The sequence below is a fragment of the Streptomyces sp. NPDC037100 genome, assembly GCF_055606225.1.
The window spans coordinates 301,394-325,569 of sequence record NZ_JBVJSX010000005.1 but is presented as its reverse complement, the minus strand read 5'-3'; the positions used below and the strand labels follow the sequence as shown (position 1 = coordinate 325,569).

The 24,176-nt window shown below is 72.3% G+C and carries 26 protein-coding genes, 1 tRNA gene and 2 pseudogenes; 12 read left to right on the top strand and 17 right to left on the bottom strand.

Annotation, left to right across the window (positions count from 1 at the left end):
* Positions 1–75: 75 nt before the first annotated feature.
* Genes ACZ7EG_RS18960 through ACZ7EG_RS18945 form a run of 4 tightly spaced genes read left to right on the top strand, consistent with a single transcriptional unit; the run spans position 76 to position 1,851 of the window.
* Entirely contained in the window at positions 76–333 is a 258-nt protein-coding gene (locus ACZ7EG_RS18960; RefSeq protein ID WP_471079643.1) for a WhiB family transcriptional regulator, read from the top strand.
* Positions 330–806, top strand: coding sequence for a Dps family protein (locus tag ACZ7EG_RS18955; RefSeq protein ID WP_471079640.1), 477 nt, complete (start codon positions 330–332; stop codon positions 804–806). Before ACZ7EG_RS18960 ends, ACZ7EG_RS18955 begins: the two co-directional genes overlap by 4 nt.
* A 49-nt stretch (positions 807–855) precedes the next feature.
* Positions 856–1,200 (top strand): DUF3140 domain-containing protein, encoded by a 345-nt coding sequence (locus tag ACZ7EG_RS18950; RefSeq protein WP_471079637.1) that lies wholly within the window; start codon positions 856–858, stop codon positions 1,198–1,200.
* Positions 1,201–1,203: 3 nt separating this feature from the next.
* A complete protein-coding gene (locus ACZ7EG_RS18945) occupies positions 1,204–1,851 on the top strand; it encodes an HhH-GDP family DNA glycosylase (protein ID WP_471079634.1) in 648 nt (215 codons plus the stop codon).
* 46 nt (positions 1,852–1,897) lie between these two features.
* Here ACZ7EG_RS18945 and ACZ7EG_RS18940 read toward each other — a convergent pair whose 3' ends face one another.
* From ACZ7EG_RS18940 to ACZ7EG_RS18910, 7 genes and pseudogenes are all read right to left on the bottom strand, one after another.
* Positions 1,898–2,587, bottom strand: coding sequence for an SDR family oxidoreductase (locus ACZ7EG_RS18940; protein WP_471079631.1), 690 nt, complete (start codon positions 2,585–2,587; stop codon positions 1,898–1,900).
* Positions 2,584–3,465: a cupin domain-containing protein gene (locus ACZ7EG_RS18935; RefSeq protein WP_471079629.1), complete on the bottom strand. Its 882-nt coding sequence runs from the start codon at positions 3,463–3,465 to the stop codon at positions 2,584–2,586. Before ACZ7EG_RS18935 ends, ACZ7EG_RS18940 begins: the two co-directional genes overlap by 4 nt.
* A complete protein-coding gene (locus ACZ7EG_RS18930) occupies positions 3,462–4,823 on the bottom strand; it encodes an amidohydrolase family protein (protein WP_471079626.1) in 1,362 nt (453 codons plus the stop codon). Before ACZ7EG_RS18930 ends, ACZ7EG_RS18935 begins: the two co-directional genes overlap by 4 nt.
* A gap of 40 nt (positions 4,824–4,863) precedes the next feature.
* Positions 4,864–5,844, bottom strand: coding sequence for an alpha-ketoacid dehydrogenase subunit beta (locus tag ACZ7EG_RS18925; protein ID WP_471079623.1), 981 nt, complete (start codon positions 5,842–5,844; stop codon positions 4,864–4,866).
* Positions 5,832–6,809, bottom strand: a complete 978-nt coding sequence (locus tag ACZ7EG_RS18920) for a thiamine pyrophosphate-dependent dehydrogenase E1 component subunit alpha (protein ID WP_471079620.1) — start codon at positions 6,807–6,809, stop codon at positions 5,832–5,834. The genes ACZ7EG_RS18925 and ACZ7EG_RS18920 overlap by 13 nt, the downstream gene beginning before the upstream one ends.
* Positions 6,810–7,081: 272 nt before the next feature.
* Positions 7,082–8,398: pseudogene (locus ACZ7EG_RS18915) on the bottom strand (M24 family metallopeptidase); the annotation flags it as partial.
* A gap of 52 nt (positions 8,399–8,450) precedes the next feature.
* Positions 8,451–9,188 (bottom strand): helix-turn-helix domain-containing protein, encoded by a 738-nt coding sequence (locus ACZ7EG_RS18910; protein ID WP_471079617.1) that lies wholly within the window; start codon positions 9,186–9,188, stop codon positions 8,451–8,453.
* Positions 9,189–9,387: 199 nt separating this feature from the next.
* Between ACZ7EG_RS18910 and ACZ7EG_RS18905 the strand changes: the two genes are divergently transcribed.
* The 7 genes from ACZ7EG_RS18905 to ACZ7EG_RS18875 all read left to right on the top strand — a co-directional run bounded on the left by ACZ7EG_RS18905 (position 9,388) and on the right by ACZ7EG_RS18875 (position 16,897).
* A complete protein-coding gene (locus ACZ7EG_RS18905; protein ID WP_471079614.1) occupies positions 9,388–10,203 on the top strand; it encodes a hypothetical protein in 816 nt (271 codons plus the stop codon).
* 140 nt (positions 10,204–10,343) lie between these two features.
* Entirely contained in the window at positions 10,344–11,156 is an 813-nt protein-coding gene (locus tag ACZ7EG_RS18900; protein WP_471079611.1) for an SAM-dependent methyltransferase, read from the top strand.
* A 46-nt stretch (positions 11,157–11,202) separates the two neighbouring features.
* Positions 11,203–12,606 carry a type I glutamate--ammonia ligase gene (locus tag ACZ7EG_RS18895; protein ID WP_471079608.1) on the top strand — a complete coding sequence of 468 codons (1,404 nt, stop codon included), beginning with the start codon at positions 11,203–11,205 and terminating at the stop codon, positions 12,604–12,606.
* A 1-nt stretch (position 12,607) separates the two neighbouring features.
* A complete protein-coding gene (locus tag ACZ7EG_RS18890) occupies positions 12,608–13,747 on the top strand; it encodes an amidohydrolase family protein (RefSeq protein ID WP_471079605.1) in 1,140 nt (379 codons plus the stop codon).
* A 76-nt stretch (positions 13,748–13,823) separates the two neighbouring features.
* The gene (locus ACZ7EG_RS18885; RefSeq protein WP_471079602.1) at positions 13,824–14,360 is read left to right on the top strand and encodes an NUDIX hydrolase family protein; all 537 of its coding nucleotides are present in this window, start codon (positions 13,824–13,826) and stop codon (positions 14,358–14,360) included.
* A 48-nt stretch (positions 14,361–14,408) separates the two neighbouring features.
* Positions 14,409–15,740 (top strand): PP2C family protein-serine/threonine phosphatase, encoded by a 1,332-nt coding sequence (locus tag ACZ7EG_RS18880; protein ID WP_471079599.1) that lies wholly within the window; start codon positions 14,409–14,411, stop codon positions 15,738–15,740.
* 107 nt (positions 15,741–15,847) lie between these two features.
* Positions 15,848–16,897 carry an MASE1 domain-containing protein gene (locus tag ACZ7EG_RS18875; protein WP_471079596.1) on the top strand — a complete coding sequence of 350 codons (1,050 nt, stop codon included), beginning with the start codon at positions 15,848–15,850 and terminating at the stop codon, positions 16,895–16,897.
* Here ACZ7EG_RS18875 and ACZ7EG_RS18870 read toward each other — a convergent pair.
* Positions 16,879–16,952, bottom strand: a tRNA-Pro gene (locus tag ACZ7EG_RS18870). The genes ACZ7EG_RS18875 and ACZ7EG_RS18870 overlap by 19 nt on opposite strands.
* A 127-nt stretch (positions 16,953–17,079) precedes the next feature.
* On the opposite strand from ACZ7EG_RS18870, the pseudogene ACZ7EG_RS18865 reads away from it, so the two are divergent.
* A pseudogene (locus ACZ7EG_RS18865) lies at positions 17,080–17,493 on the top strand (transketolase C-terminal domain-containing protein); the annotation flags it as partial.
* A gap of 13 nt (positions 17,494–17,506) precedes the next feature.
* On the opposite strand, the gene ACZ7EG_RS18860 reads toward ACZ7EG_RS18865, so the two are convergent.
* The 9 genes from ACZ7EG_RS18860 to ACZ7EG_RS18820 all read right to left on the bottom strand — a co-directional run bounded on the left by ACZ7EG_RS18860 (position 17,507) and on the right by ACZ7EG_RS18820 (position 24,175).
* Positions 17,507–17,863: an MmcQ/YjbR family DNA-binding protein gene (locus tag ACZ7EG_RS18860; protein WP_471079593.1), complete on the bottom strand. Its 357-nt coding sequence runs from the start codon at positions 17,861–17,863 to the stop codon at positions 17,507–17,509.
* A 30-nt stretch (positions 17,864–17,893) separates the two neighbouring features.
* A complete protein-coding gene (locus ACZ7EG_RS18855) occupies positions 17,894–18,421 on the bottom strand; it encodes a GNAT family N-acetyltransferase (RefSeq protein ID WP_471079590.1) in 528 nt (175 codons plus the stop codon).
* A complete protein-coding gene (locus ACZ7EG_RS18850; protein WP_471079587.1) occupies positions 18,418–18,990 on the bottom strand; it encodes a helix-turn-helix domain-containing protein in 573 nt (190 codons plus the stop codon). Before ACZ7EG_RS18850 ends, ACZ7EG_RS18855 begins: the two co-directional genes overlap by 4 nt.
* A gap of 46 nt (positions 18,991–19,036) precedes the next feature.
* Entirely contained in the window at positions 19,037–19,939 is a 903-nt protein-coding gene (locus tag ACZ7EG_RS18845) for a LysR family transcriptional regulator (protein ID WP_471079584.1), read from the bottom strand.
* Between the two features lie 187 nt (positions 19,940–20,126).
* Positions 20,127–21,320, bottom strand: coding sequence for a glycine C-acetyltransferase (locus ACZ7EG_RS18840; protein WP_471079581.1), 1,194 nt, complete (start codon positions 21,318–21,320; stop codon positions 20,127–20,129).
* A 35-nt stretch (positions 21,321–21,355) separates the two neighbouring features.
* On the bottom strand, positions 21,356–22,384 hold the full coding sequence (tdh, locus tag ACZ7EG_RS18835) for an L-threonine 3-dehydrogenase (RefSeq protein ID WP_471079578.1): 1,029 nt from the start codon (positions 22,382–22,384) through the stop codon (positions 21,356–21,358).
* Between the two features lie 178 nt (positions 22,385–22,562).
* Entirely contained in the window at positions 22,563–23,135 is a 573-nt protein-coding gene (locus ACZ7EG_RS18830; protein ID WP_471079575.1) for a GAF domain-containing protein, read from the bottom strand.
* 61 nt (positions 23,136–23,196) lie between these two features.
* Positions 23,197–23,826 carry a GTP-binding protein gene (locus ACZ7EG_RS18825; RefSeq protein WP_471079572.1) on the bottom strand — a complete coding sequence of 210 codons (630 nt, stop codon included), beginning with the start codon at positions 23,824–23,826 and terminating at the stop codon, positions 23,197–23,199.
* Positions 23,804–24,175, bottom strand: coding sequence for a DUF742 domain-containing protein (locus tag ACZ7EG_RS18820; protein ID WP_344465379.1), 372 nt, complete (start codon positions 24,173–24,175; stop codon positions 23,804–23,806). Before ACZ7EG_RS18820 ends, ACZ7EG_RS18825 begins: the two co-directional genes overlap by 23 nt.
* Position 24,176: the final 1 nt, after the last annotated feature.

Below are 24,176 nucleotides of genomic sequence, written 5' to 3'. Positions count from 1 at the left end.
CCCGCAGTGGTATCGCAGGTCAGCGATGCCCATGCGTCGCGTTTGCACCGAAGCGTCCGGGGCACCCGCGCGTTCATGGAGTGGTTGCGGAGCGCCGCCTGCGTGGACGAGGACCCCGAGCTGTTCTTTCCCGTCGGCACCGCCGGCCCCGCCCTGCGCGACGTGAGCGCCGCGAAGCGGGTCTGCGCGCGCTGCCCGGTGACCGACCCGTGCCTGCACTTCGCGCTGAGCAGCGGCCAGGCCGCCGGCGTGTGGGGCGGCACCGGCGAGGAGGAGCGCGACGCACTGCTCCGGACGACCAGGAACGACGCGAGAGGGAGAAGCGCCCTATGACGACTGTGCGGAGCACCCTGCCCGACGACGCCCGAAAGGTCGCCTGCGAGGCACTCCAGGACACCTTGGTGGATCTGCTCGGGCTCTCGCTGGTCGGGAAGCAGGCGCACTGGAACATCGTCGGACCGCGGTTCCGGTCCATCCACCTCCAGCTCGACGAGCTGGTCACCGCGGCCCGGGACTTCGCCGACACGGTCGCGGAGCGGTCCGCGGCGCTGGGCGTCCCGCCGGACGGCCGGCCGGAGACCGTCGCCAAGGCCTTCACGCTGCCCGCCCCGCAGGAGGGCTGGGTGCGCGACTCGGACGCCGTGCAGGTGATGGTGGAGGCGCTGCAGGACGCGGTCGCCCGGCTGCGTGAACGCATCGACGCGACCGAGAAGGCGGACCCGGTCACCCAGGACCTTCTGATCAGCATCACCGCGGAGCTGGAGAAGCAGCGGTGGATGTTCGACGCCGAGAACTTCCACCGCTGACGCGCGGGCGGACCGGCGCGCGACACCCACGTACGGAAAGGGGCAGACGATGACCGACGCCCTCGAACTCGACGCGCTGTGGGAGGACTTCCACCGCGTGGTGAACATGACCTCGCAGGAACTCGCGGCATGGCTGCGGGTCCGCGACGCCGACGAGGCCACCGAGCCGCTGCCGGACCAGGCGGGCCCGGCCACCGGACAACACGTCCTGGCCATCCTCCAGAAGCGGCGCACCGACCTGACCGAGGACGACCTGCGCGTGATGCGGAAGGTCGTGGACAAGGTCACCGAGGAGGTGGACCTCGAGAACGAGCCCGAGCCCGAGGTGACGGCCGAGGACACCCGCCGCAGGCACCGGCTGATGACCATCGGGCACGATCCGCTGAAGGGGTAGACCGTGGACCGCCCGGAGCGCGTCGTACGGGAACTTCTCGGCGCGCACGGCCGGACGTACGCCGAGGAGGCGGGCATCGGGCTGAAGGACACGCCCCAGCCGCTGTACCGGCTGCTGGTGCTGTCCCATCTGCTCAGTGCCCGCATCCGCGGCTCGATCGCGCTGGCCACCGCCCGTGCGCTGCACGAGGCGGGGCTGCGCGATCCGCGGCGTATGGCGCAGGCCGCCTGGCAGGAACGGGTCGACGCGCTGGGCCGGGGCGGATACCGGCGCTACGACGAACGTACGGCCACCCAGCTCGGTGACGCCGCCGAGCTGTTGACCGAGCGGTGGGGCGGCGATCTGCGGCGGCTGCGCCGGGAGGCGGACGGCAAGGTCTCCGAACTGCGCCGGCTCCTGCAGGAGTTCCCCGGAATCGGGCCTGCCGGCGCCGACATCTTTCTGCGCGAGGCGCAGGGCGTCTGGCCGGAGGCGGCCCCCTACCTGGACGCCAAGGCCCTCCAGGGCGCCGAGCGGCTGAACCTGCCCCGGGATCCGGAGCGCCTCACCGAACTGGCGGGGGACACCGACCCGGCCGTCCTCGCCGCCGCGCTGGTGCGGGCGGCGGTGGACAAGGAGGTGGCGCAGGACGCACTGCGCCGCGCCGACTGACCGACCGCCTCCGAGCAGCCGCCCTCCCTTCCGACCGGCCACCGGCTCACCCCAGCAGCCAACCCCCGTCCACGGTCAGTTCGACGGCGTTGACGGACCGGTTGCGCAGCAGGAAGTCCACCGCGTCCACCACGTCCGCCATCGCGGCGAGCCGCCCCGTGGGTGTCTCCGTGCGCAGTGTGGCCAGCACCTTCTCCGGTTTGGCCTGCCAGTACGGGCTGTCGCCCACGACACCGGGATGCACGGCGTTGACCCGGACGGGAGCCAGCTCGACGGCGAGGGAGTTCATCAGGCCCCGCACCCCAGCGTTGACCGTCGCCACCGTCGTCGCGCCCGGGTAGGGGCGTTCCTTGGCCTGGCCGCCGAACAGCACGATGGCGCTGTCGTCGTGCAGGCGGCCGCGCAGCGTGTGCACGACCTCCGTGTACCCGACGAGTTTGAGGGTGACCAGGCGCAGGGCGGCGTCGATGTCGTAGTCGGTCACCTTGTTGTCGTCCCGGGAGACGCCCGCGATCACCAGATGGTCGACGCGCCCCATACCGGCCAGGGCCGCCGCGATCTCCAACGGCCGTGCCAGGTCGAGGGCGAGTCCGCGGGCGCCGACCTCCTTGGCGACCGCTTCGGCCCGCTGGGTGTCGCGGCCGGTGAGAACCACGTCGTCTCCGTTTCCGGCGCGCGACCGGGCGAACTCCAGCCCGATCCCGGACGTGCCGCCGACGACGAGCACACTGCTCATGACTTCTCCTCCAGTGCCGCGCGCAGGTAGTCCCAGTCCCGCGTGAACCGGTACGAGTGCCGTGACGGCGGTTGCGGCGCCTGGGTCTCCAGCCAGCGCAGCGGGCCGTGCCCCGCGTTGACGAACCCGTGCACGCACCCGGCGCCCGCCCAGGCCACGTCGCCGGGCTCCAGCCGGTGCCGCTCGCCGTCGAGGGTGGCCTCCGCGACGCCCTCCAGGATCAGATACGTCTCCTCGAAGGGGTGGTCGTGGGTGCCGATGACCCCGTCGGACGCGTACTGCACCATGAACATGGTCGAGGCGACCGCGCCCAGATCGCCGTCGATCATCATCTTCACCGTGATCCCGCTGTAGACCAGCAGCGCGGTCCGCATGCTCGCCGTGACGGCCAGCAGCTCCTGGGACTGACTGCCGGGATCCATCTGGCCGGGCTCGAACCGGCCGAAGCCGCGGGTGCGCGGGTCGCGCACGTCCACCCGGACCGGCTCGCGCGCGGGCAGGTCCGGCACGGCCAGGGTGTCGTGCCCGTAGCGGGCGCGCGGCACGGGGGCCAGCATGTCCGCCCAGCGGCCGCCGGTGCCCCCGGCCCCGCGCCAGGCGTGCGGGACACCGGTCGGCAACAGGCCGTAGTCGCCCTTCTCCAGCAGGTACGACCCCTCGGGCAGGTCGAGGATCACGGCCCCGTCGAGGAGGTGGAAGCTCTCCTCGTACGAGTGCACATGAGCGGGCACCCGGCCGTCCGGGAGCAGTTGGCAGAGCCCGAAACCTGTGTGGACGCTGCCCTCGTCCTCGCCGACCAGTGCCCGGCGCCGGTGCCCGTGGCCGTCGAAGGGCGGTTCGGGTAGGTCGGCGGCGTGGCGCACCAGGTGATTCGTCATGCCGGAGCCTTCGTCCCCTTGGCCTCCTTCGCCGCGAGGAGCCGGTCGCGGGAGTCGCCGACGAGCCGCAGGGCGCGGGCGGTGTCACCGAGGAGTCGGCCGTCGCGCTTGTGGATCACGCCGTCGACGAGGACGGTGTCCACGTTGGAGACGTCGGCGCACAGCGTCACCGCTGCCACCGCGTCGTGCACCGGCGCGACGTTGGGAGCGGTGGCGTCGATCGCGACGACGTCGGCGCGCTTGCCGGGCGTCAGAGAGCCGGTACGGTCCTCGAGACCGGCGACGTGGGCGCCGTTCACGGTGGCGATCTCCAGCATCCGACGTGCTGTCAGCATGGTGCTGGGCACGGGCATGTTGGCCTGCCAGCAGTCGGCGTTGACGCGGGCGCGCTCGGCCGCGAAGGCCGCGCGGATCTGGGTGAACATGTCGCCCGGCACGGTGGTGACGACGTCGATGCTGAGCGCGGGCCGCAGGCCGTACTCGATGGCCTGCATCACGGGCGGCCAGCCGTGCCCCATCTGGAGCTCCACCTGCGGCGCGACCGACACCGTGCCGCCGCTGTCGGCGACCATCCGCCACTCCTCCCCGCTGAGGTGGCAGCTGTGGACGTAGGTGGTGTCGGGGCCGAGCAGCCCCAGGCCGTGGAGCTGCTTCACCATGCCGAAGCGGCCGGCCAGCCGCCCCATGGCCACGTGCACGGTGATCGGCAGGCCCAGCTCGCGCGCCAAGGCCCACTCGGCGGTGACGACCTCGTCGAGGCAGAACCCGGGACCGCGGGTGGCGAGGCCCATGGTCAGCAGGCCGTCGTCGGACGCGAAGTGCGTCGACCGGATCCGCCGTACGTCGTCCGCGGGGATCGCGATCCTGCTCTCGAACCAGTACTCGGCGAGGGAGGTGTTGGCACTGCCGTACGCGTACTGCGCCCGGATGCCGGTCTCCGCCAGGCCCTGGATCGCCGCGTCCGGGTGCTCGGGGGTGTTGTTGATGTGCGACCAGTCGACGAGGGTGGTGATGCCGGCGTTGAGGCACTCCAGCGCGCCCGCGAGATTGCCGGCGTACACGTCCTCCGGGGTGTACAGGGGGGCGAAGGTGTCGAGGATGTCGACGAAGTAGTCGTCGAGGGTGGCGTCGGGGGCGGCGCCCCGGATGGGAGCCTCCCAGGTGTGGCGGTGGGTGTCGACGAAGCCGGGGATCACGATGTGGCCGCTCATGTCGAGGACCTCGGCGTCGGCGCTGATCTCGGGCTCGACGGCCGCGATCCGGCCGTCCTCGATGAGGACGTCCCCCTGGGGCAGGTCCCCGATGCCCGGGTCCATCGAGATCACGTGACCGGAGCGCAGCAGTGTCCTGGTGGTCATCGCGCTTCCTCCCATGGGGTGTTCGGTGCGGGTGTGCGGCTCAGTACGCGGCGAGCCGGCGCACCTCCGTGACGATCTTGTCGACGGTGGGGATGACCTGCTCCTCCAGTGCGTCCGCGAACGGCAGCGGGACGCACTCCCCCGCCACTCGCCGCACGGGCGCGTCCAGCAGGCCGAATCCCTCGTCGGCGACGACCGAGACGACGGTGGCGCCCCAGCCGCCCTGGTACGGGTTCTCCTCGACGGTGACGAGCCGGGAGGTCCTGCGCAGCGAGGCGAGGACGGTCGCGGCGTCGAGCGGGACGAGGCAGCGCAGGTCGACCACTTCGGCCTCGATGCCCTCCCCTGCCAGGATGTCGGCGGCCCCGAGGGCCAGGGGGACCATGGAGGCGAGCGCGACGAGCGTGATGTCGGCGCCCTCGCGGACGACCGCGGCCCGGCCCAGCTCGACGACGTGCTCGGGCGGGGGCGGCGGGCCCTTGGCCGCGAGCAGTCCCTTGTGCTCGAAGAAGACCACCGGGTCGTCGCTGCGGATCGCGGCCGCCAGCATGCCGATGACGTCGGCGGGTGTCGCCGGCGCCGCGACCTTGAGCCCGGGGACGGTCAGGGCCCAGTTCTCGGTGGCCTGGGAGTGCTGCGCGCCGAAGCCGAGTCCGCCGCCGTTGGCGGTGCGCACGACGAGGGGCACGGTCACCTGGCCGCCGGTCATGTAGCGGACCTTGGGGATCTCGTTGGCGAGGTAGTCCCAGCAGCAGGCCAGGAAGTCGGAGAACATGATCTCCGCGACGGGCCGCATCCCGGTCATGGCGGCGCCCATCGCCGCACCCACGATGGCCTGTTCGGAGATGGGCGTGTCCCACACGCGCTCGCTTCCGAACTCCTCCAGCAGCCCCGTGGTCGTCTTGAACACGCCTCCGGCCGCGCCGATGTCCTCCCCGAGGCACACCACCGACGCATCCCGCCGCATCTCGCGGGCGATGCCCTCGGCGACCGCGTCCCGGTAGGTGATCACGTCCGCCATGCGGCACCTCCGTCCGCCCACACGTCGGTGAGTGCCTCCTGCGGATCGGGCGGCGGCGCGGCCTTCGCCGCCTCCACGGCCCGCTCCACCACGGCCCGGGCCCGCCCGTCGGCCGCGGCGACCGTCTCCTCGGCCACCCCGAGCTCGGCCAGGCGCCCCCGCGCGATGTCCAACGGGTCGTGCTTCAGCCAGCGTTCGACCTCCTCGGCGGGGCGGTAGGCCGCCGGGTCGGCGCGACTGTGCCCGAAGTGGCGGTAGGTCTCGGCCTCCAGCACGGCGGGCCCCTCTCCGGCCCGGGCCCGCCGTGCGAGCCGCCCCACGGCCTCCTCGACCGCCACGACGTCGTTGCCGTCGACGACCTCGCCCGGGATGCCGTGGGCGGGGGCGCGGTCGGCGGCGGGGCGGGGCACGGCTGTGACGTCGGCGATCGGCGTGTACTCCATATAGAGGTTGTTCTCGCACACGAACAGCACCGGCAGCTTCCACACGGCGGCCAGGTTGAGCGACTCGTGGAAGGCGCCGATGTTGGTCGCACCGTCGCCGAAGAAGGCGACCGCGAGCTGCTCGGTGCCGCGCAGCCGGGCCGACCAGGCAGCGCCCACCGCCATCGGGAGATGGGCGCCGACGATGGCGTACGAGCCGAGCATGCCGGTGGCCGCCTTGGTCAGGTGCATGGAGCCGCCCTTGGCCCGGCACAGCCCGGTCGCCCGGCTCATGAGCTCGGCGAGGCATTCCTCGGGGGTGGCGCCCCGGGCGAGGGCGTGGTGGTGGCCTCGGTAGGTGGCGAACACATAGTCGTCCGGGCGCAGGGCGGCGCTCGCGCCCACTGCGATCGCCTCCTGCCCGGCGGCGAGGTGGGTGGTGCCCTTCACCAGCCCCTGCAGGAACAGGTCGTGGGCGGCCTTCTCCGTCCGGCGGATGACGTTCATCCGCTCGTACCGGTCGAGGAGTGCGGTGGCCTCCATCAGCGGTCCCCGTGGCTCGTCCGCCGCCGGTCCGCGGTGTACGCGTGTGAGGGATCCCCGGCCTCCGCGTGCGAACGGTCCCCGGCCTCGGCGTGCGAACGGTCCCCGGCCTCCGCGTGCGAACGGTCCCCGGCCTCGGCGTGCGAACCGTCCCCGGCCTCCGCGTATGAGCGGTCCCCGGCCTCCGCGTGCGAAAGATCCCCGGCCTCGGCGTGCGAACGGTCCCCGGTCTCCGCGTATGAGCGGTCCCCGGTGCCCGCCCGCACGCGGTCCCCGGTGTTGAGGTGGGACTGCGCCTCGCGGCGGGTGTTCAGTTCGCCGCCCACCGTCCAGTACTTGCGTCCGGCCACCAGCAGTTCCTCGGCGGGGAACTTGGTGATGACCTCGCAGCCCTCGGCGGTGACGACCAGTTCCTCCTCGATCCGGGCGGCGGACCAGCCGTCGGCGGCCGGCCAGTACGTCTCCAGGGCGAACACCATGCCCTCTTGGAGGATTTCGGGGTGGTCGAGGGAGACCAAACGGCTGAAGATCGGCTTCTCCCAGATCGACAGCCCGACGCCGTGGCCGTACTGGAGGGCGAAGGCGGCGGTCTCGTCGGCGAAGCCGAACTCCTCGGCGCGCGGCCAGACCCGCACGATGTCGGCGGTGGTGGCGCCCGGCCGGACCAGGGAGATCGCCTCGTCCATGTACGCCCGGCAGCGCACGTACGCGTCCTGCTGCGCCCGCGACGCGCTGCCCACGGCGAACGTGCGGTAGTAGCAGGTGCGGTAGCCGAGGTGGCTGTGCAGGATGTCGAAGAAGGCCGGGTCGCCGGGGCGGACCAGGCGGTCGCTGTAGACGTGCGGATGCGGCGAACAGCGTTCGCCCGAGATGGCGTTGACCCCTTCGACGTACTCGCTGCCGAGGTCGTACAGCACCTTGCTGACCACGCCGACACACTCGTTCTCGCGCACCCCCGGGCGCAGGTACCCGTAGAGCTCCTCGTAGGCCGCGTCGACCATGGCGCAGGCCTGGGTGAGCAGGGCGATCTCGTCACCGGTCTTGATGCGGCGGGCCTCCAGGAACACCTGCTGTCCGTCGACGACGTCGATGCCCTCGGCGCGCAGCGCGGCGAGGACCGGGATCTCGGCGACGTCGACGCCGAGGGGTTCGCCCGCGAGCCCGTGGCCGCGCAGCTCGGCGGCGATCTTGGCCGCCACGTCCTCGGCGATCCCGGCGTCCGGATGGAAGGCGCCGCGCAGGGTGGAGATGCCGGCCCGGGCGCCGGTGGGCGGGCCGCCCTCGCCGTCGTCGTGGTCGAGCCAGGGGTTGTACAGCTGGTGGTGGCGGGCCGCGGAGCCGAAGTCCCAGACGACCGGTTCGCCGTCGCGCACCAGCAGGGCGAAGCGGATGAGTTTGTCCATCGCCCAGGTGCCGATGTGGGTGGCCGTCATGTAGCGGATGTTGGCGAAGTCGAAGGTGAGCACCGCGCCGAGCGCGGAGCGGTTCAGTGATGAGTGCAGCCGGGCCAGCCGCTGTCCGCGCAGCCGGTCCAGGTCGATGCGCTCTTCCCAGTCGACGGCGTTGGGGCCGTATGTGCGGATCGCCATGGCGACCACCCCCACTTCGGAGTGAACGCCCGTGCGCGATGGGTGTCAAGCGTCACTGAACATCGCCGGACACGAACCAGACGCCCACCGCCGGTACCTCTCCATCGTTGCGGTAACGGTGGGGGGTCGTCGACTCGAAGCAGACGGAATCGCCCGGGCGCAGCGTGTACTCCTCGAAGGCGAGGGTGAGGACCAGCTCGCCGGAGGTCAGATGGCCGTACTCGGTACCGGGGTGCCGCATCAGCGCTCCCGAGCCGGAGGACGAGCCGCCGGGCCGGTACGTCACCAGCAGGAAGTCTGTCTCCGCGCCCGGGACCCGCCCGAGCCGCTCCCACACCACCCCCGAGTCCAGCTCCAGCCTCTCGCGCCCGCCCGCGGGGACCAGCGGCCCGATCCGCCGCCCCGGCTCGGCGGCGAAGGCGGTGAGGGCGAGCGGCACGGTGGCGGTGGACGCGGCTGGGGACGCAGCGGCGGACGCGGCGGGGGACGCAGCGGCGGACGCGGCGGGGGACGCAGCGGGCGGGATCGCCGCCGCACCCTCCCGGACGCTCTGGGGGACCATCCTCTGTGCACTCTCCCGGGCGTCGAAGAGCGACTCCACGGAGATCCCCAGCGCCGTGGTGATCGCGTACAGCGTGCTGACGGAAGGCTGGCTCTTGCCGGTCTCGATCTGCGACACGAGACTCGCCGACACACCGACCTGACGGGCCAGCGCGCGCAGGCTAGTCCCGCGCTCCAGGCGCGCCTGCCGGATGCGCGCGCCGACGGGCGGCACGACGGCGGGGGACACGGGCGGCTCCTCTGCTCGGGAGGCGGTGCACACTGTGCAGTTTCATTGAACAGCGCGCACGGGCTCTGACGCCAGGGCCCGGCAGGTGAGCCCCGAGCGCCCCCGGCGGCGCTCACCCGAACGGTCCGACGCCGGTGGTGGGCCGCCGGTGGCGGTGGTGCGCTGAGCGCACGCGTCACGTTCTCAGGAGGCCCTCCCGATGACCCGTCGTCCGTCCAGGCTCGTCCGTGTTCTCTCCTCTTCCCTGGCGGCAGGCACGCTGCTCTCCACCGCCGCCTGCTCGGACGACGGCGGCACGGACGGCTCGCGCGTCTCCGGCGTCACCGCCTCCCAGGTCGCCGAGATGCGGCAGGCTCCCTCCCCCACCGCCACCCTCTCCACGGACGGCGCACGCACCGCGCTGATCACCGAGGCGGACATCGAGGACGACTGGACGCAGGTCAAGGACACGGAGGCGGAGAACTGGCACGACAGCCTCCTCATCGGCACCGTCGACGTCTCCGACTTCCTCACCGCCAAGGCCCAGGCCTCCGACTGCCAGCGGCTCCTCGACTCCCTGTTCGACGACGACCTGCTGGGCCGGCCGTCGGGCGCGTCCGCGCTGCGCGGCTTCGAGCAGGGCGACTCCCGCCTGCTGTACCAGGTCGCCTCCTACGACCGGACCGATCCGCAGGACTCCCTGAACTGGCTGGCGACGCTGCCCGAGAAGTGCGACCAGTTCACCGTGACCGACGGCAAGGAGAAGCGCACCGTCCAGGTCATCGAGATCTCGCTGCCCAAGGTGGGCGACGCCCGGCAGGGCCTGCGCGTGACGGTGCAGGGCTCGGTCGACGGCAACGACGCCACGCTCACCCTGGACGTCGCCGCCGTACGGGTCGGCGACGACGCGATCACCGTCACGGCGGGCGGACTCGACGGGGACGAGAACGACTCCACCAAGCAGGCGGTGCAGCAGGGCACCCAGCGGCTGGAGGACGTCCTGGCCGGGAAGTCGCCCGCCGCGAGCCCCACCTAGGCCGTTCGACACGCCGAGAAGCTCCTTGCCGGCGCCAACCGCCGTTCCCGCTCCGCCGATTCCGAGGACAGCTGATCATCGGAGCGGCACAATGACGGCGATGACCGGCTTGGGTCGTGCGGGCGAGGAGAGGACGAGTCGTGAGTGATGGCCACACCCCTTCGGGAGGGTCGACGAGACTGAACACCGGTGTGGCGCACAACGCGCGCGTGTGGAACTACTGGATCGGCGGCAAGGACAACTACGAGGTCGACCAGCGGGTCGGCGAGCACGTCGCCGGCATGTTCCCGATCATCCGGGACATCGCCCGGGCGGACCGGGACTTCCTCGGCCGGGCCGTGTCGTTCCTCGCCGGTGAGTGCGGCGTGCGGCAGTTCCTCGACATCGGCACGGGACTTCCGACGGCGGACAACACCCACGAGATCGCCCAGCGGCTCGCGCCCGACGCGCGCATCGTCTACGTCGACAACGACCCGATCGTGCTGGTGCACGCCCGCACCCTGCTCACCGGCACCCACGACGGCGTCACCGCCTACATCGACGCCGATGTGCACGACCCGGACGCCATCGTCGAACGGGCCGGGCACACCCTCGACTTCACCGAACCCGTCGCCGTGATGATGCTGGGCATCCTCAACTTCGTCCTGGACGTCGACAAGGCCCGGGACATCGTGCGCCGGGTGATGGCCGCGGTGCCCTCGGGCAGCTTCCTGGTGCTCACCCATCCGACCTTCGACGACGAGCTGGGCGGCGCGGGCCAGATCCCGGCCATGAAGTTCTGGAACGAGAACGCCACTCCCCCGATCACGGCCCGCAGCGGCGCGGACATCGCCGCGTTCTTCGAGGGCCTGGAGCTGCTCGAACCCGGCATGGTGTCGTGCGGGCAGTGGCGCGCCGAGCCCGGATCGGCCGTGCTGGTGCCGCAGTACGGTGCGGTGGCCGTCAAGCCCTGACGGCGCCACCCTCGTCGCAGAAGTCCGCAGAACCGCGGGAGGACGCATGACCACCCTGGCCGACCCCGTGCCCGGTGGCCGTCCCGGCGACGTCGAGCGGGCCACCGCGCTGAGCGGCGAGCTCGCCGGCCGGGGTGTGCACGGTGTGGTGCTGGCCTACGTCGACACCGCGGGCGTCGGCCGGGTGAAGACCGTCCCGACGGCCCGGCTCTCCTCCGCCGCGGCCTGGGGCGTCGGCATGTCGCCCGTGTTCGACACGTTCCTGGCGAACGACTCCGTCGTCACCACCGACGTCCTGGGCTCCCCCGACGGCGATCTGCGCCTGTACCCGGACCTGGACCGGCTCGTCGTCCTGGCCGGGCAGCCCGGCTGGGCGTGGGCGCCGGTGGACCGGATCACCCAGGACGGCGATCGGCATCCCGGCTGCACCCGCACGCTCCTGCGCCGGATCGTGACGGCGGCGGCCGAGCGGCACGGCCTCACCTTCAAGGCGGCCATCGAGGTCGAGTGGACGGTGGCCCGCGGCGACGCCCCCGGCGACGCGTTCGTGCCCGCGACGACCGGACCGGCGTACGGGGCCACCCGTCAGGTCGAGCTCGGCGACTACACCGCCGACGTGCTGGCGGCGTGCGCGGCCCAGGGCATCGAGGTCGAACAGGTCCATCCCGAGTACGCGGCCGGGCAGTTCGAGATCTCGGTGGGTGCCCTCGATCCGGTGGCGGCGGCCGACCGCAGCGTGCTCGTCCGGCAGACCGTCCGGGCGGTGGCCGGGCGGCACGGGCTGAGGGTCTCCTTCGCCCCGGCGGTCGTGGGCCAGGGCGTCGGGAACGGCGGGCACGTGCACCTGTCCGCCTGGCGTGACGGGGTCAACCTGCACTCCGGCGGCGCGGGCCGGTACGGCATGACGGCCCAGGCGGAGTCGTTCACGGCCGGCATCCTCGCCCACCTGCCCGCCCTCATGGCCGTCACCGCCCCGAGCCCCGCCAGCTACCTGCGGCTCAGGCCCTCCCAGTGGGCGGGGGTGTTCACCGCCTGGGGCCGCGAGACCCGGGAGGCCGCGCTCCGCGTCGTCACGGGCACCGCGGGCCTGCGCGACCGGGCCGCCAACCTGGAGATCAAGCCCGTCGACCTGGCTGCCAACCCCTACCTCGCGATCGGCTCCCTGGTCGTCGCCGGGCTGGACGGCCTGACCTCGTCCGCCGTCCTCCCCGACGAGACCACCGGCGACCCTGCCCACCTGGGCGAGGCGGAGGCGGCCGCCCGCAGTGTGCGGCGGCTGCCCGTGTCGCTGGAGCGAGCCGTCGAGGAGTTCCGCGCGGACGACGTCCTGCGGACGGCCCTCGGCCCGGTCCTGGCCGACGCGGTGATCGCCGTACGGCGGGGAGAGCTGGCGTCCGTGGCCGGGCTGGACGACGACCAGGTGGCGGCGGCGTACCGCTGGAAGTACTGACATGACCGCGGTCCGCGAGGCGCTCGACTCCGTACGGCTGGTCGACCACCACTGCCACGGCACCGTCCCGGCCGACCTCGGCCGGGACGCCTTCGAGTCCCTCCTCACGGAGGGCGAGGCGTGGCCCGGTGTCTCGCCCTTCGACAGCCCCGTGGGCGTCGCCGTGCGCCGGCACTGCGCTCCCCTGCTCGACCTGCCCCGGCACGCTCCCCCCGGGGAGTACCTCGCCCGCCGGTCGGAACTCGGCTGGCGCGAGGTGCAGCGCCGCTTCCTGCGCGCGACGGGCACGGACGTCTTCTGCGTCGACACCGGCTACGCCCCCGATCGCATCACCACGCCCCGGGACATCGCCGAGGCCGCGGGCGGGACGTCGTACGAGGTCGTACGGCTTGAGGGCGTCGCGGAGTCGGTGGGGGCCGCGGGGGTCGAACCCGAGGGGTACGCGGACGCCTTCCGCGCAGCCGCACTGGACGCCGTGCGGCGGCCCGGCGTGGTGGCCGTGAAGTCGGTGGCGGCCTACCGCACCGGCTTCGACCTGGACCCGGCCCGCCCGTCGGACGCGGAGGTCACCAAGGCGGCCCGGTCCTGGCTCGGCAGAGGCGGACGTCTCGACCACCCGGTCCTCGTACGGCATCTGCTGTGGACCGCCGTCGACCTCGGTCTGCCGCTCCAGCTGCACACCGGCTTCGGTGACAACGACATCCGGCTGCACCGCGTCGACCCCACGCACCTCACTGACTGGCTGCACCTCACCGCCGGGACGATCCCCGTCCTGCTCCTGCACTGCTGGCCCTACCAGCGGCAGGCCGCCTATCTGGCGGCGGTCTTCGAGCAGGTGTACCTCGACGTCGGCCTCACCCTGCACTACGTCGGCCCCGCGCGGGCCGGTGCGGTCCTCGCGGAGGCCCTGGAGATCACACCGTTCCGCAAACTGCTGTACAGCTCCGACGCCTACGGTGTGCCCGAGTTCCACCACCTCGGGGCGCTCGCCTTCCGGCAGGGACTGGCGGAGCTGCTCCAGGAGCGGGTGGACTCCGACGAACTGGCCCTGCCGGACGCACTGCGGATCGCGCGGTGGGCCGGGCGGGACAATGCCCTTCGGGTCTACCGGCTGCAGAACGAGCGACCTCAGGACGATTGAACAGGCGTGGGGCCGGTCACAGTTCCCCTGAAGCGGCTACCCAGGAAGTCCGAACGGCTGAAAGTATGATCAAGCAATGTCTGACATGACCGAAACCACGCCCGGCTGGCTGTCCTCCGACGAACTGGAGATGACACGTGCCCGCATGCCGATCCTGTACGTCGAGGCCGTCCCGGTCCGCGTCGACGACAGCGGCGAAGTGACCAGTGTCGGTCTGCTGCTGCGCATCGGGCCCGACGGTACGGTCAGCCGGACGCTGGTCTCCGGCCGCGTGCTGCACCACGAGCGCGTCCGCGACGCCCTGCTGCGCCACCTGGAGAAGGACCTCGGCCCGGTGGCGCTGCCCCGGGTCCCGGCGTCGCTCCAGCCGTTCACGGTCGCGGAGTACTTCCCGACGCAGGGCATCACGCCGTATCACGACCCGCGCCAGCACGCGGTGTCCCTCGCCTACATCGTGCCGGTCACGGGTGACTGCCGGCCCCGGCAGGACGCCCTCGACCTGGTGTGGTTCAGCCCGCAGGAGGCCGTCTCGGAGGCGGTGCAGAGCGAGATGCCGGGCGGGCACGGGGTGCTGCTGAAGCAGGCGCTGGCGCATGCGGGCTGCGCGATCTGAGGCCTAAGCTCTATCACGTGACCGACCTCCGGCCGGGAGGCGTACGCGATGGCGGCGGAGCAGGACCCCTTTCCGGGGCAGGCACACCTGCCCGAGCTGCACGTGCGCCTGCGCAGCGAGCTGGGCCGGATCGACGAGCAGCTGCGCGCCCTGCTGGACGCGATGGACCGGATGCAGGGTCTGCTGGACGCCGTGGTGGCCATCAGCCGTGAGGTGGAGCTGCCCGCGGTGCTGCACCGCATCGTGACCACCGCCATGGACCTGGTGGGCGCCCACTACGGGGCCCTCGGCGTGCTCAACGAGACCGGTGAGCATCTGGAGCAGTTCATCACCGCCGGCCTCTCCGAGCGGGAGCGCGCCGACCTGGCCGAGACCGGCCTGCCGACCGGCCGGGGCGTTCTCGGCCATCTGATCAGCCACCCCGAGCTCCTGCGGCTCGGCGACATCCCGGCCCATCCCTCCTCCATCGGCTTCCCGCCCGGCCATCCGCACATGAGAACCCTGCTCGGTGTCGCCATCAGCGTCCGCGGCGAGATCTACGGCGACCTGTACCTCTCCGAGCGGCGCGACGGGCAGCCCTTCGACGTCCATGACGAGAACGTCGTGACGGCCCTGGCCAGCGCCGCCGGCATCGCGATCGAGAACGTCCGCCTCTTCGAGCAGGTACGGCTCGGAGCCGAGCAGTTCCAGCGGCTCCTGCTGCCCGCGCTGCCCGACCTGCGACCGTTCACCGCCGCGGCCGTCTACCGGCCGGCCGCGGAGCCCGGCAAGCTCGGCGGGGACTGGTACGACGCGATCCCGCTGCCCGGCGACGTCGTGGCGGTCGTCATCGGCGACGTGGTCGGTCACGATCTGCACGCCGCGGCCGCCATGGCCTCCACCCGCAACATGCTGCGCGCCCTGCTCTTCGACGGGGGCAGTTCACCGGGCGCGGTCCTGGCCCGGCTCGACCGCACGCTCCAGGCGATCACTCCCAACCCCGTCACGACCACCGCTCTGGCCCGGATCGAGCCGGAGAGCCCCGGCTGGCGACTCCGTTGGAGCACCGCGGGACATGTCCCGCCCGTGCTGATCACCCCGGAGCGCCGGGTCGAGATCCTGACCGCCGAGCCCGGGCTGCCGCTCGGGGTCGACCCCGAGGAACCGCGCCCCGACCACTCCCGCTTCCTTCCCCCCGGCACCACCCTGCTCTTCTTCACCGACGGCCTGCTGGAGCATCCCGCCCGCCCCATCGACGAGAGCCTCGGCGAGCTGGCCGATCTCGCCGCGGTCCACGCCGCCCTGCCCCTGCGGGACTTCGTGCGCGCCCTGGCCGATCACCATCCCAGCGACGGCCACGACGACATGGCCGTCCTCGCCCTGCGCACCCCGCCCGCCTGACGCCCAGGGGTCCTGCGAGGGCCGGACATCCAGTTCAGCGGTGTTGTGGAGGATGCGGGAGATCCGGCGGATGATGGTCGGGAGGACGTCGACGCGAAGGGTTCCCGATGGCTGTCGCGCGGCAGGCACGGCCCCGGCGCGGCGGCTGGGCCGCCCTGGAGATCTGTGTCGTCGCCGCGCTGTACTACGGCTCGGCCGAGCTGGGGCTGCTCCAGCAACTGGTGCGCGGCCAGGTCACCCCCCTGTGGCCGCCGAGCGGTATCGCACTGGCGAGCCTGCTCCTGCTGGGGCCGCGGGTCTGGCCCGGGATCGCTCTCGGCGCGTTTCTGGTCAACATCACGCTGGGACCGTCGCTGCCGGCCGTCCTCGCGATCGCGGCGGGCAACACACTCGCGCCGGTCTGTTCGTACGCCCTGCTCCGCCGTGCCGGGTTCCGCAACGAACTGAACCGGATGCGGGACGCGCTGGCCCTGATCTTCTTCGGCGCCTTCACCGGGATGCTGGTCAGCGCCACGATCGGCAGCGGAACGCTGGCCCTCACCGGAGTGCTGGATGCCGACGACTTCGCTTCGGCCTGGTCGGTCTGGTGGACCGGCGACGCCATGGGCGTCCTGGCGGTCACACCCTTGCTGCTCCTGCTCCGCTCGGCCCGATGGCCCCGGGGCGTGTCGCTGTCCCGGTGGGCAGAGGTGATCTTGCTGGTGGCGGCCACGGCCTGTGTCGGTTTCGTCGAGACCGGCGACACACCGCTGTTGTTCCTCGGCTTCCCGCTGCTGATCTGGGCCGGCTTCCGCTTCGGGCTCGCCGGGGCCGCGCCCTGCGCCCTCGCCGTGTCGATCTTCGCGATCGTCGCGGCGGGGCAGGGATCCGGCCCGTTCGACGGCCAGGATCTGTTCACCAGCATGCTCACCCTGCAGGCGTTCAACGGTTCCGCTTCGCTGACCGCGCTTCTGCTCGGAGTGGCCGTCGGCGAGCGCGCCCAGACCGAGCGGGAGATCGCGCAGGCGTGCAGGCAGCTCGCCGGAATGGCGACCAGGATCGCCACCATCGACAACCGGCCGGCGCTCCCCGCCCGGAGAAATGATCAAAAGGCCGTATCCGTGGAATCGGATACGGCCTCTGACTCACTGCCTCACAGTCGGGACGACAGGATTTGAACCTGCGACCCCTTGACCCCCAGTCAAGTGCGCTACCAAGCTGCGCCACGTCCCGTTGCCCGTCTGACCTGGGGGTTCCCCCGGCCGAACGCGCAGGGAAACAATACCGCACTCGCAGCGCTGATCGCGCATCCGTTTCCGGATGACGCCACTTGACCTCACGTTTGATTGAGGTCAACGGACGCGCCCTGCCGGTCGACGGTGAGCGCTTCCTCACGGTCCGCGAGGGGCGCTCCGGTGTCGTGGTCGCCGTCGGGCCGATGCTCGACGCCGTACTCGCCGCCACCGAGGGGCTGGACGTGACCGTCCTGTACGCGACCACGGTCCGCCCCTTCGACGGGGCCGCCCTGCGCCGGGCCATCGAGGCGGCCGGGACGGACGTGGTGCTCGTCGAGCCCTACCTGGCGGGTACCTCGACGGCCGCCGCGAACGACGCGCTGTCGGATGTGCCGCACCCGGTCCTCGGGCTGGGCGTGGGCCGCCGCGAGCTGCGGCGGTACGGGCAGGTGGAAGAGCATGTCGCCGCCCACGGTCTCGACGCCCGGTCGCTGCGGGAGCGCATCGGGGGCTTCGCCGGGGCGGCTGTCCGGGTCTGAGACCGGGCGGACGTCACTCCACCGGCAGACCGAGGCCGGGGTGGGCCTCAAGGAGCCGGGGCGGGGCCGCCTGGCGCCAGGAGTCGGCGAGGATGTCGCGCAGTTCGGCCTCGTCCTCGAGGGCGTCGAGCCGGGCCCGCACCCAGGCGAACTGGGACTCGTGGTCGGCGATCCAGAACTTCCCCGGCTCGGCGAGCACCAGCTCGTTCCGCTCCTCCTTGGGGCAGCGCACGGCGATGGAGGTCTCGTCCTCCGGCAGCGTCGCGAACATCTTCCCCGCGACCCGGAACGTGGGCATGCTCCAGGCGATCTTCTCCGTCGTGTCCGGCAGGGACAGGGCGATCCGTCGTACGTCTTCGGCATCCGGCATGGCAGGCACCGTAGCGGCTCCCACTGACAATCACCTGGTGAGAGTGGTTGCCGGGAGGCGCTTGTAGTAGATCGTCGTCGGCCGCAGCACCCCGCCGGGATCGGCCGCGTAGTCGGGGATCGCGCCGATCGGGGTCCACCCGGCTGACCGGTACAGGCGCTCGGCGGGGCTGCCGGTCTCGGTGTCCAGGTGCAGGAGGCTGACACCGGCCGCCGCTGCCGCGGCCTCCGCCGTGGCCAGGAGCCCGCGGCCGAGACCGCGGCCACGGGCCTCCGGGTGCACCATCAGCTTCACCAGCTCGGCGCGGTGCCGGCTGTTGGTCTTGCCGGGGAAGGCCAGGCTCACGGTGCCGAGCACCCGCTCCCCCTCACACGCGGCCCAGACGGCGTGCCGGCCCGCGGCGACGTCCGCGGCCCGCTCCTCCCACCAGGCCAGGGCCTCCGCCCGGGTGAGCGGAGCAAGGAATCCGACCGACGCACCACCGTTCACGGTGTGGGCCAGGAGATCCGCCAACGTCCCCGCGTGTTCCAGGAGCCGGGCCTCGTCCAGCCGGATCACGGCCGCACCACCGCCAGCAGATACCGCACGCCCTCGGCAGCGGCGCAGCGGAACCGGGTCGGGCCCCACACGCGCATCCTCAGACAGTCGCCGGTGGCGAGGCGGTGCTCGGTGTCCTGCGCTGTCACGTCCAGGGCCCCCTCCAGGATCCAGATGTGCTGCTCCAACCCGGCCAGGGGCGGCCGGTCGTAGGCGATGTCGGCGCCGGGCGAGAGGCGGGCTTCGATCAGCTCGCCGCGCAGGGCGGTGTGCGGGGGCGACACGGACCGCCGTACGAAGCCGGAGGCCCGGTCCTGCCACACGGGCTGCCCGGCGGAGCGGACCACGGTCTCCGGTTCCGCCTCGATCTCGCTGAGCAGCTGGGACATGGTGCGTCCGTAGACGGCGCAGAGGCGGTTCAGGAGTGCGGCCGTCGGGCTGGTCTCCGCCCGCTCGGCCCGGGACAGGGTGGACCGGCTCACCCCGCTGCGGTCCGCCAGCTCACCCAGGGACCAGCCGTGTTCGGCCCTCAGTTCGGCCAGGCGTGCGCCCAGCCGGGCGTCGACGGGGTCCGCTTCGTCATGTCTCATATCCGGGACGCTATCCCGGATATGAGACAGTCGCGTTACGTGGCGCTCACACCTGGGCCGCGGCGCCGAGCGCGTCCAGCACGGGGCGGATGAGGGGGTGCTCCTCGGCTCCCCTGCGTACGGCGGCGAAGACCCGGCGGGTGGGAGGCGTCCCGTCGACGGGACGGACGACCACCCCGGTGAGGTCCATGCCGCGCAGCGCCGAGCGCGGTACCAGGGCGACGCCCGCGTCGGCCGAGGCAATGGCGACGACCGCGCGGAAGTCGTCCGAGGAGTGCTCCATACGCGGCTGGAACCCGGCGTTCTCGCAGGCCAGGACCACCACGTCGTGGCAGGGGTTGCCTGGGTACGGGCCGATCCAGGGGTCCTTGGCCAGTTCGGCGAGCGGCACCTCGGCCGCGCCGGCCAGGCGGTGGGTGACCGGGACGACCGCGTCGAAGGGTTCGGCGTACAGCGGTACGTGGGCCAGTCGCGGATCGTCGGCGGGCGGGGCCCCTCGGTACTCGACGGCGACCGCGACATCGACCTGCCGGTCCAGCACCATCGGCAGACTGGCGTCGCCCTCGGCGTCCTGGACGCGGATGCGGATCCCCGGCGCCGACCGGGCGAGAGCGGCCACGGCGGGTGCGACGACCAGGGCGATGCCGGTGGCGAAGGAGGCGACCGTGACGGTGCCGGCCGCGCCCGAGCTGTACGCGGCGAGCTCGGCCTCGGCCCGCTCCAGCTGGGCGAGGACCGCGTTGGTGTGGTTGAGCAGGATCTCCCCGGCGGGGGTGAGCCGTACGCCCTTGGCCCCGCGCTCGACGAGCCGGTGACCGGTCTCCTGCTCCAGGGCGGCGAGCTGCTGGGAGACGGCCGACGGGGTGAGATACAGCGCGGCGGCAGCCGCCGTCACCGTACGGTGGTCGGCCACCGCCCGGAGGATGTGGAGCCGCCGCGCTTCGATCATGCGATCGATTGTCTCAAAACGGGTCGTCGAGCAGTCCGGCGGGCAACAGCCGGCGCGGGTAGGTGGGGGTGAGGTCGAGGAAGTCGATGCGGTGCTCGACGACGTACTCGACCAGCGCGGCGGCATCCAGCCGGGTCGACTCGTCGACCAGGTGCAGCGGGTGGCCGAATGCGCCCTGTACTGCCGGTCAGCCCTCCAGCTCGGCCCGGGCCGCCACGAAGGCGTCGACCGCGCGGTTGACGTCCTTCGTGGAGTGCGCGGCCGACAGCTGGACGCGGATCCTGGCCTGCCCCTGCGGCACCACCGGGTACGAGAAGCCGATGACGTAGACGCCGCGCTCCAGCAGCAGCTCCGCCATGCGTCCGGCGACCGCCGCGTCCCCGATCATCACCGGGGCGATGGCGTGGTCGCCGGGGAGCACGTCGAAGCCCTCCTCGGTCATGCGGCCGCGGAACAGGGCCGTGTTCTCGGCCAGCCGGACGCGCAGGTCGTCCGCCGACTCCAGCAGGTCGAGGACCTTGAGGGAGGCCGCCGCGATCACCGGGGCGAGCGTGTTGGAGAACAGGTACGGCCGGGAGCGCTGGCGCAGCAGGGCGACGATCTCGGCTCGGGCCGCGACGTAGCCGCCGGAGGCGCCGCCGAGGGCCTTGCCGAGGGTGCCGGTGATGATGTCGACGCGGTCCATGACACCGTGCAGCTCGGGCGTGCCCCGGCCGCCGGGGCCGACGAAACCGACGGCGTGGGAGTCGTCGACCATGACCATCGCGTCGTAGCGGTCGGCGAGGTCGCAGATCTCGCGCAGCGGGGCCACGTAGCCGTCCATGGAGAAGACGCCGTCGGTGACGATCAGGCGGCGGCGTGCGTCGGAGGCCTCCTTCAGACGGGCCTCCAGTTCGGCCATGTCACGGTTGGCGTACCTGAGGCGGCGGGCCTTGGACAGGCGGATGCCGTCGATGATGGAGGCGTGGTTCAGCGCGTCGGAGATGACCGCGTCCTGCGGGCCGAGGAGCGTCTCGAAGACGCCGCCGTTGGCGTCGAAGCAGGAGGAGTACAGGATCGTGTCCTCCTGGCCGAGGAACGCCGAGAGCCTGGCCTCGAGTTCCTTGTGCACCTCCTGGGTGCCGCAGATGAAGCGGACGGAGGCCATGCCGTAGCCCCAGCGGTCCAGGGCCTCGTGGGCGGCGGCGACGACCTCGGGGTGGTCGGCGAGGCCGAGGTAGTTGTTGGCACAGAAGTTGAGGACCTCGCCGGGGCGGCCGCCCGCGGTGACGTTCACGGTGGCGGACTGCGGGGTGCCGATCACGCGCTCGGGCTTGTGCAGGCCGGCGGCGCGGATCTCGTCGAGGGTGGCGCGCAGGTCGTCGCGCACGGAGTCGAACATGGGGAAGCTCCTGAGGTGCTTGCGGTGAAGGGGAGTTACGCGGTCCAGTCGAGGATGACCTTGCCGCCGCGGCCGCTCGCCGCGTCCTCGAACGCCGCCTCGAAGTCGCGGTGGCCGTAGCGGCCGGTGATCACGGGCGCGAGGTCGAGGCCGGCTTCGAGCAGGACCGACATGGCGTACCAGGTCTCGAACATCTCGCGGCCGTAGATGCCCTTGATGGTGATCATCGAGGTCACGATGCGGGCCCAGTCGACGGGGAACTCCTGCGCGGGCAGGCCGAGCATGGCGATGCGGCCGCCGTGCGTCATGTTGGCGATCATGTCGCGCAGGGCCTCGGGGCGGCCGGACATCTCCAGGCCGATGTCGAAGCCCTCACGCAGTCCGAGCGTGCGCTGCCCGTCGGCGATGGTGGAGCCGGAGACGTCGAGCGCGAGGCTGACTCCGATCTTGCGGGCCAACTCCAGCCGCTCCGCGCTGACGTCGGTGATCACGACGTTGCGGGCGCCGGCGTGCCGGGCCACGGCGGCCGCCATCAGGCCGATGGGTCCGGCGCCGGTGATCAGGACGTCCTCGCCGACGAGCGGGAACGACAGGGCGGTGTGCACGGCGTTGCCGAACGGGTCGAAGATCGCGGCCACGTCGAGGTCGACGGGCACCCGGTGCACCCAGACGTTGGCGGCGGGCAGGGCGACGTACTCGGCGAACGCCCCGTCCCGGCCCACGCCCAGCCCCACGGTGGCCCGGCACAGGTGCCGGCGGCCGGCCTGGCAGTTGCGGCACTTGCCGCACACCAGGTGGCCCTCGCCGCTGACGCGGTCGCCGATCGCGATGTCGGTGACGTCCCGCCCGGTCTCGACGACCTCGCCGACGAACTCGTGCCCGACCACGAGCGGGGTGCTGATCGCCTGCTGGGCCCAGCCGTCCCAGGCCCTGATGTGCAGGTCGGTGCCGCAGATGCCGGTGCGCAGCACCTTGATGAGCACGTCTTTGGGCCCGACGGTGGGCTCGGGGACGTCCGCGAGCCACAGCCCGGGTTCCGCCTTCTGCTTGACCAGCGCCTTCACCGCTACGGCTCCTGGGGGTACGTCCCGGCTCCGGGTATGCCGAAGGAACCCCTGGACCGGGAGAGGAGTGGGATCGCACTGCAATCTGCCGTACGGCGGCCTGCCGGTCCATCGAGGATTTCTTAAGCGCCGTCACAGCTTTCCTTCACGCCCACAGGGTCCCGTGGGAACCCCGGCTTCAGTAGGGCGGCAGGCCGTCGCGGCTCTCCAGCTCCACGACCAGGTGTGCGGCGTGTTCCTTGATCGCCGTCAGGCCGGGCCTCCCCCACGGCCGCGGCGCGATGTCCGCCACGCTGACCGTGCCCAGCACCAGGCCCGTGCCGTCGATGAGCGGTGCCCCCAGATAGGAGCGGATGCCGAACTCGTCGACCACCGGGTTGCCCGCGAACCGCGGATAGTCACTGACGTCCTCCAGCGCGAGGGCCTTGCGGCGCGCCACCACATGAGGGCAGAAGCCGTGGTCGCGGGGCAGGGCACGGCCGAGGCGCGGGCTGGTGCCGTCACTGCGCACGACCGGAGCGACAGCCGGCACATACAGGCCCGCGTAGAACTGCCCCTGTTCGCCGGGGAGGTTGACCATGGCGTACGGCGCCCCGGTGAGCTCGGCGAGGCGGTGCGCGAAGGCGTCGAGTGCGGGTTCGGGGTGCTGCCCCAGGCCCAGTCGGCGCAGTCGGCCGGTGCGGGCGGGGGCCTCCTTGTCCTCGGGTGTGAGCAGCAGACGACCGGCCGGACGCGGCGGGTCGTAGGTCATGGGCATGCTCCTGGGCTGTGGGCTTGCTTCATATACGGGCTCCGTGACGGGTGTTGGGGTGTCACATGTGGGCGCTGTACCCCGTGGTGGGGGCCGGCGTGTGGGCGAGGAGATGGCGCACCAGGGTCAGCAGGGTCTGGACGCCGGAGCTGGAGATCCGCGCGTCGCAGCACACGACGGGAACGTCCGCGGACAGGTCCAGGGCACCGCGCACCTCCTCGGGGTCGTAGCGGTAGGCGCCGTCGAACTCGTTGACGGCGACGATGAAGCCGAGGCCGCGCTGCTCGAAGAAGTCGACGGCTGCGAAGCACTCCTGGAGCCGGCGGGTGTCGGCGAGGATGACGGCGCCGAGCGCGCCCTCGCACAACTCGTCCCACATGAACCAGAACCGCTCCTGCCCGGGCGTGCCGAACAGGTACAGCACGTGCTGCGGGTCGAGGGTGATGCGGCCGAAGTCCATGGCCACGGTCGTCTCGAGCTTGTTCTCGATGCCGTCGAGGTTGTCGGTCGCGGCGCTGACGGTGGTGAGCAGCTCCTCCGTGCTGAGCGGCGCGATCTCGCTGACCGCGCCGACGAAGGTCGTCTTGCCCACGCCGAACCCGCCCGCCACCAGGATCTTCAGCGCGGTGGGGAACGGGTCGGCGCCGTGGCCCGGTCCGTCGGTGTAGTCAGAGCTGTCGTCGTAGTCCATCGAGCACTGCCTCCAGAAGGGCCCGGTCCGTCGGATTGTGGTGGAACGCGGGGGGCTTGGTCGTCAGCGCCCCGCAGTCGACGAGGTCCGCCAGCAGCACCTTGGTGACGGCCACCGGCAGTTTGAGATGGGCGGCGACCTCGGCGACGGCGACGGGCACCCGGCACCGCTCGATCGCCTGCGCGTGCTCCGGGCCGAGATAGCCGAGGGGGGTCGCCCCGGTGGCCATCACCTGCGACACGAGGTCGAGCGCGACGGTCGGACGGGTGCGGCCGTTGCTGACCGTGAACGGCCGCACCAGCCGCCCGGCCGCGTCGTCGAGCCAGGGCCCGTCACCGGCCGCCGTCACG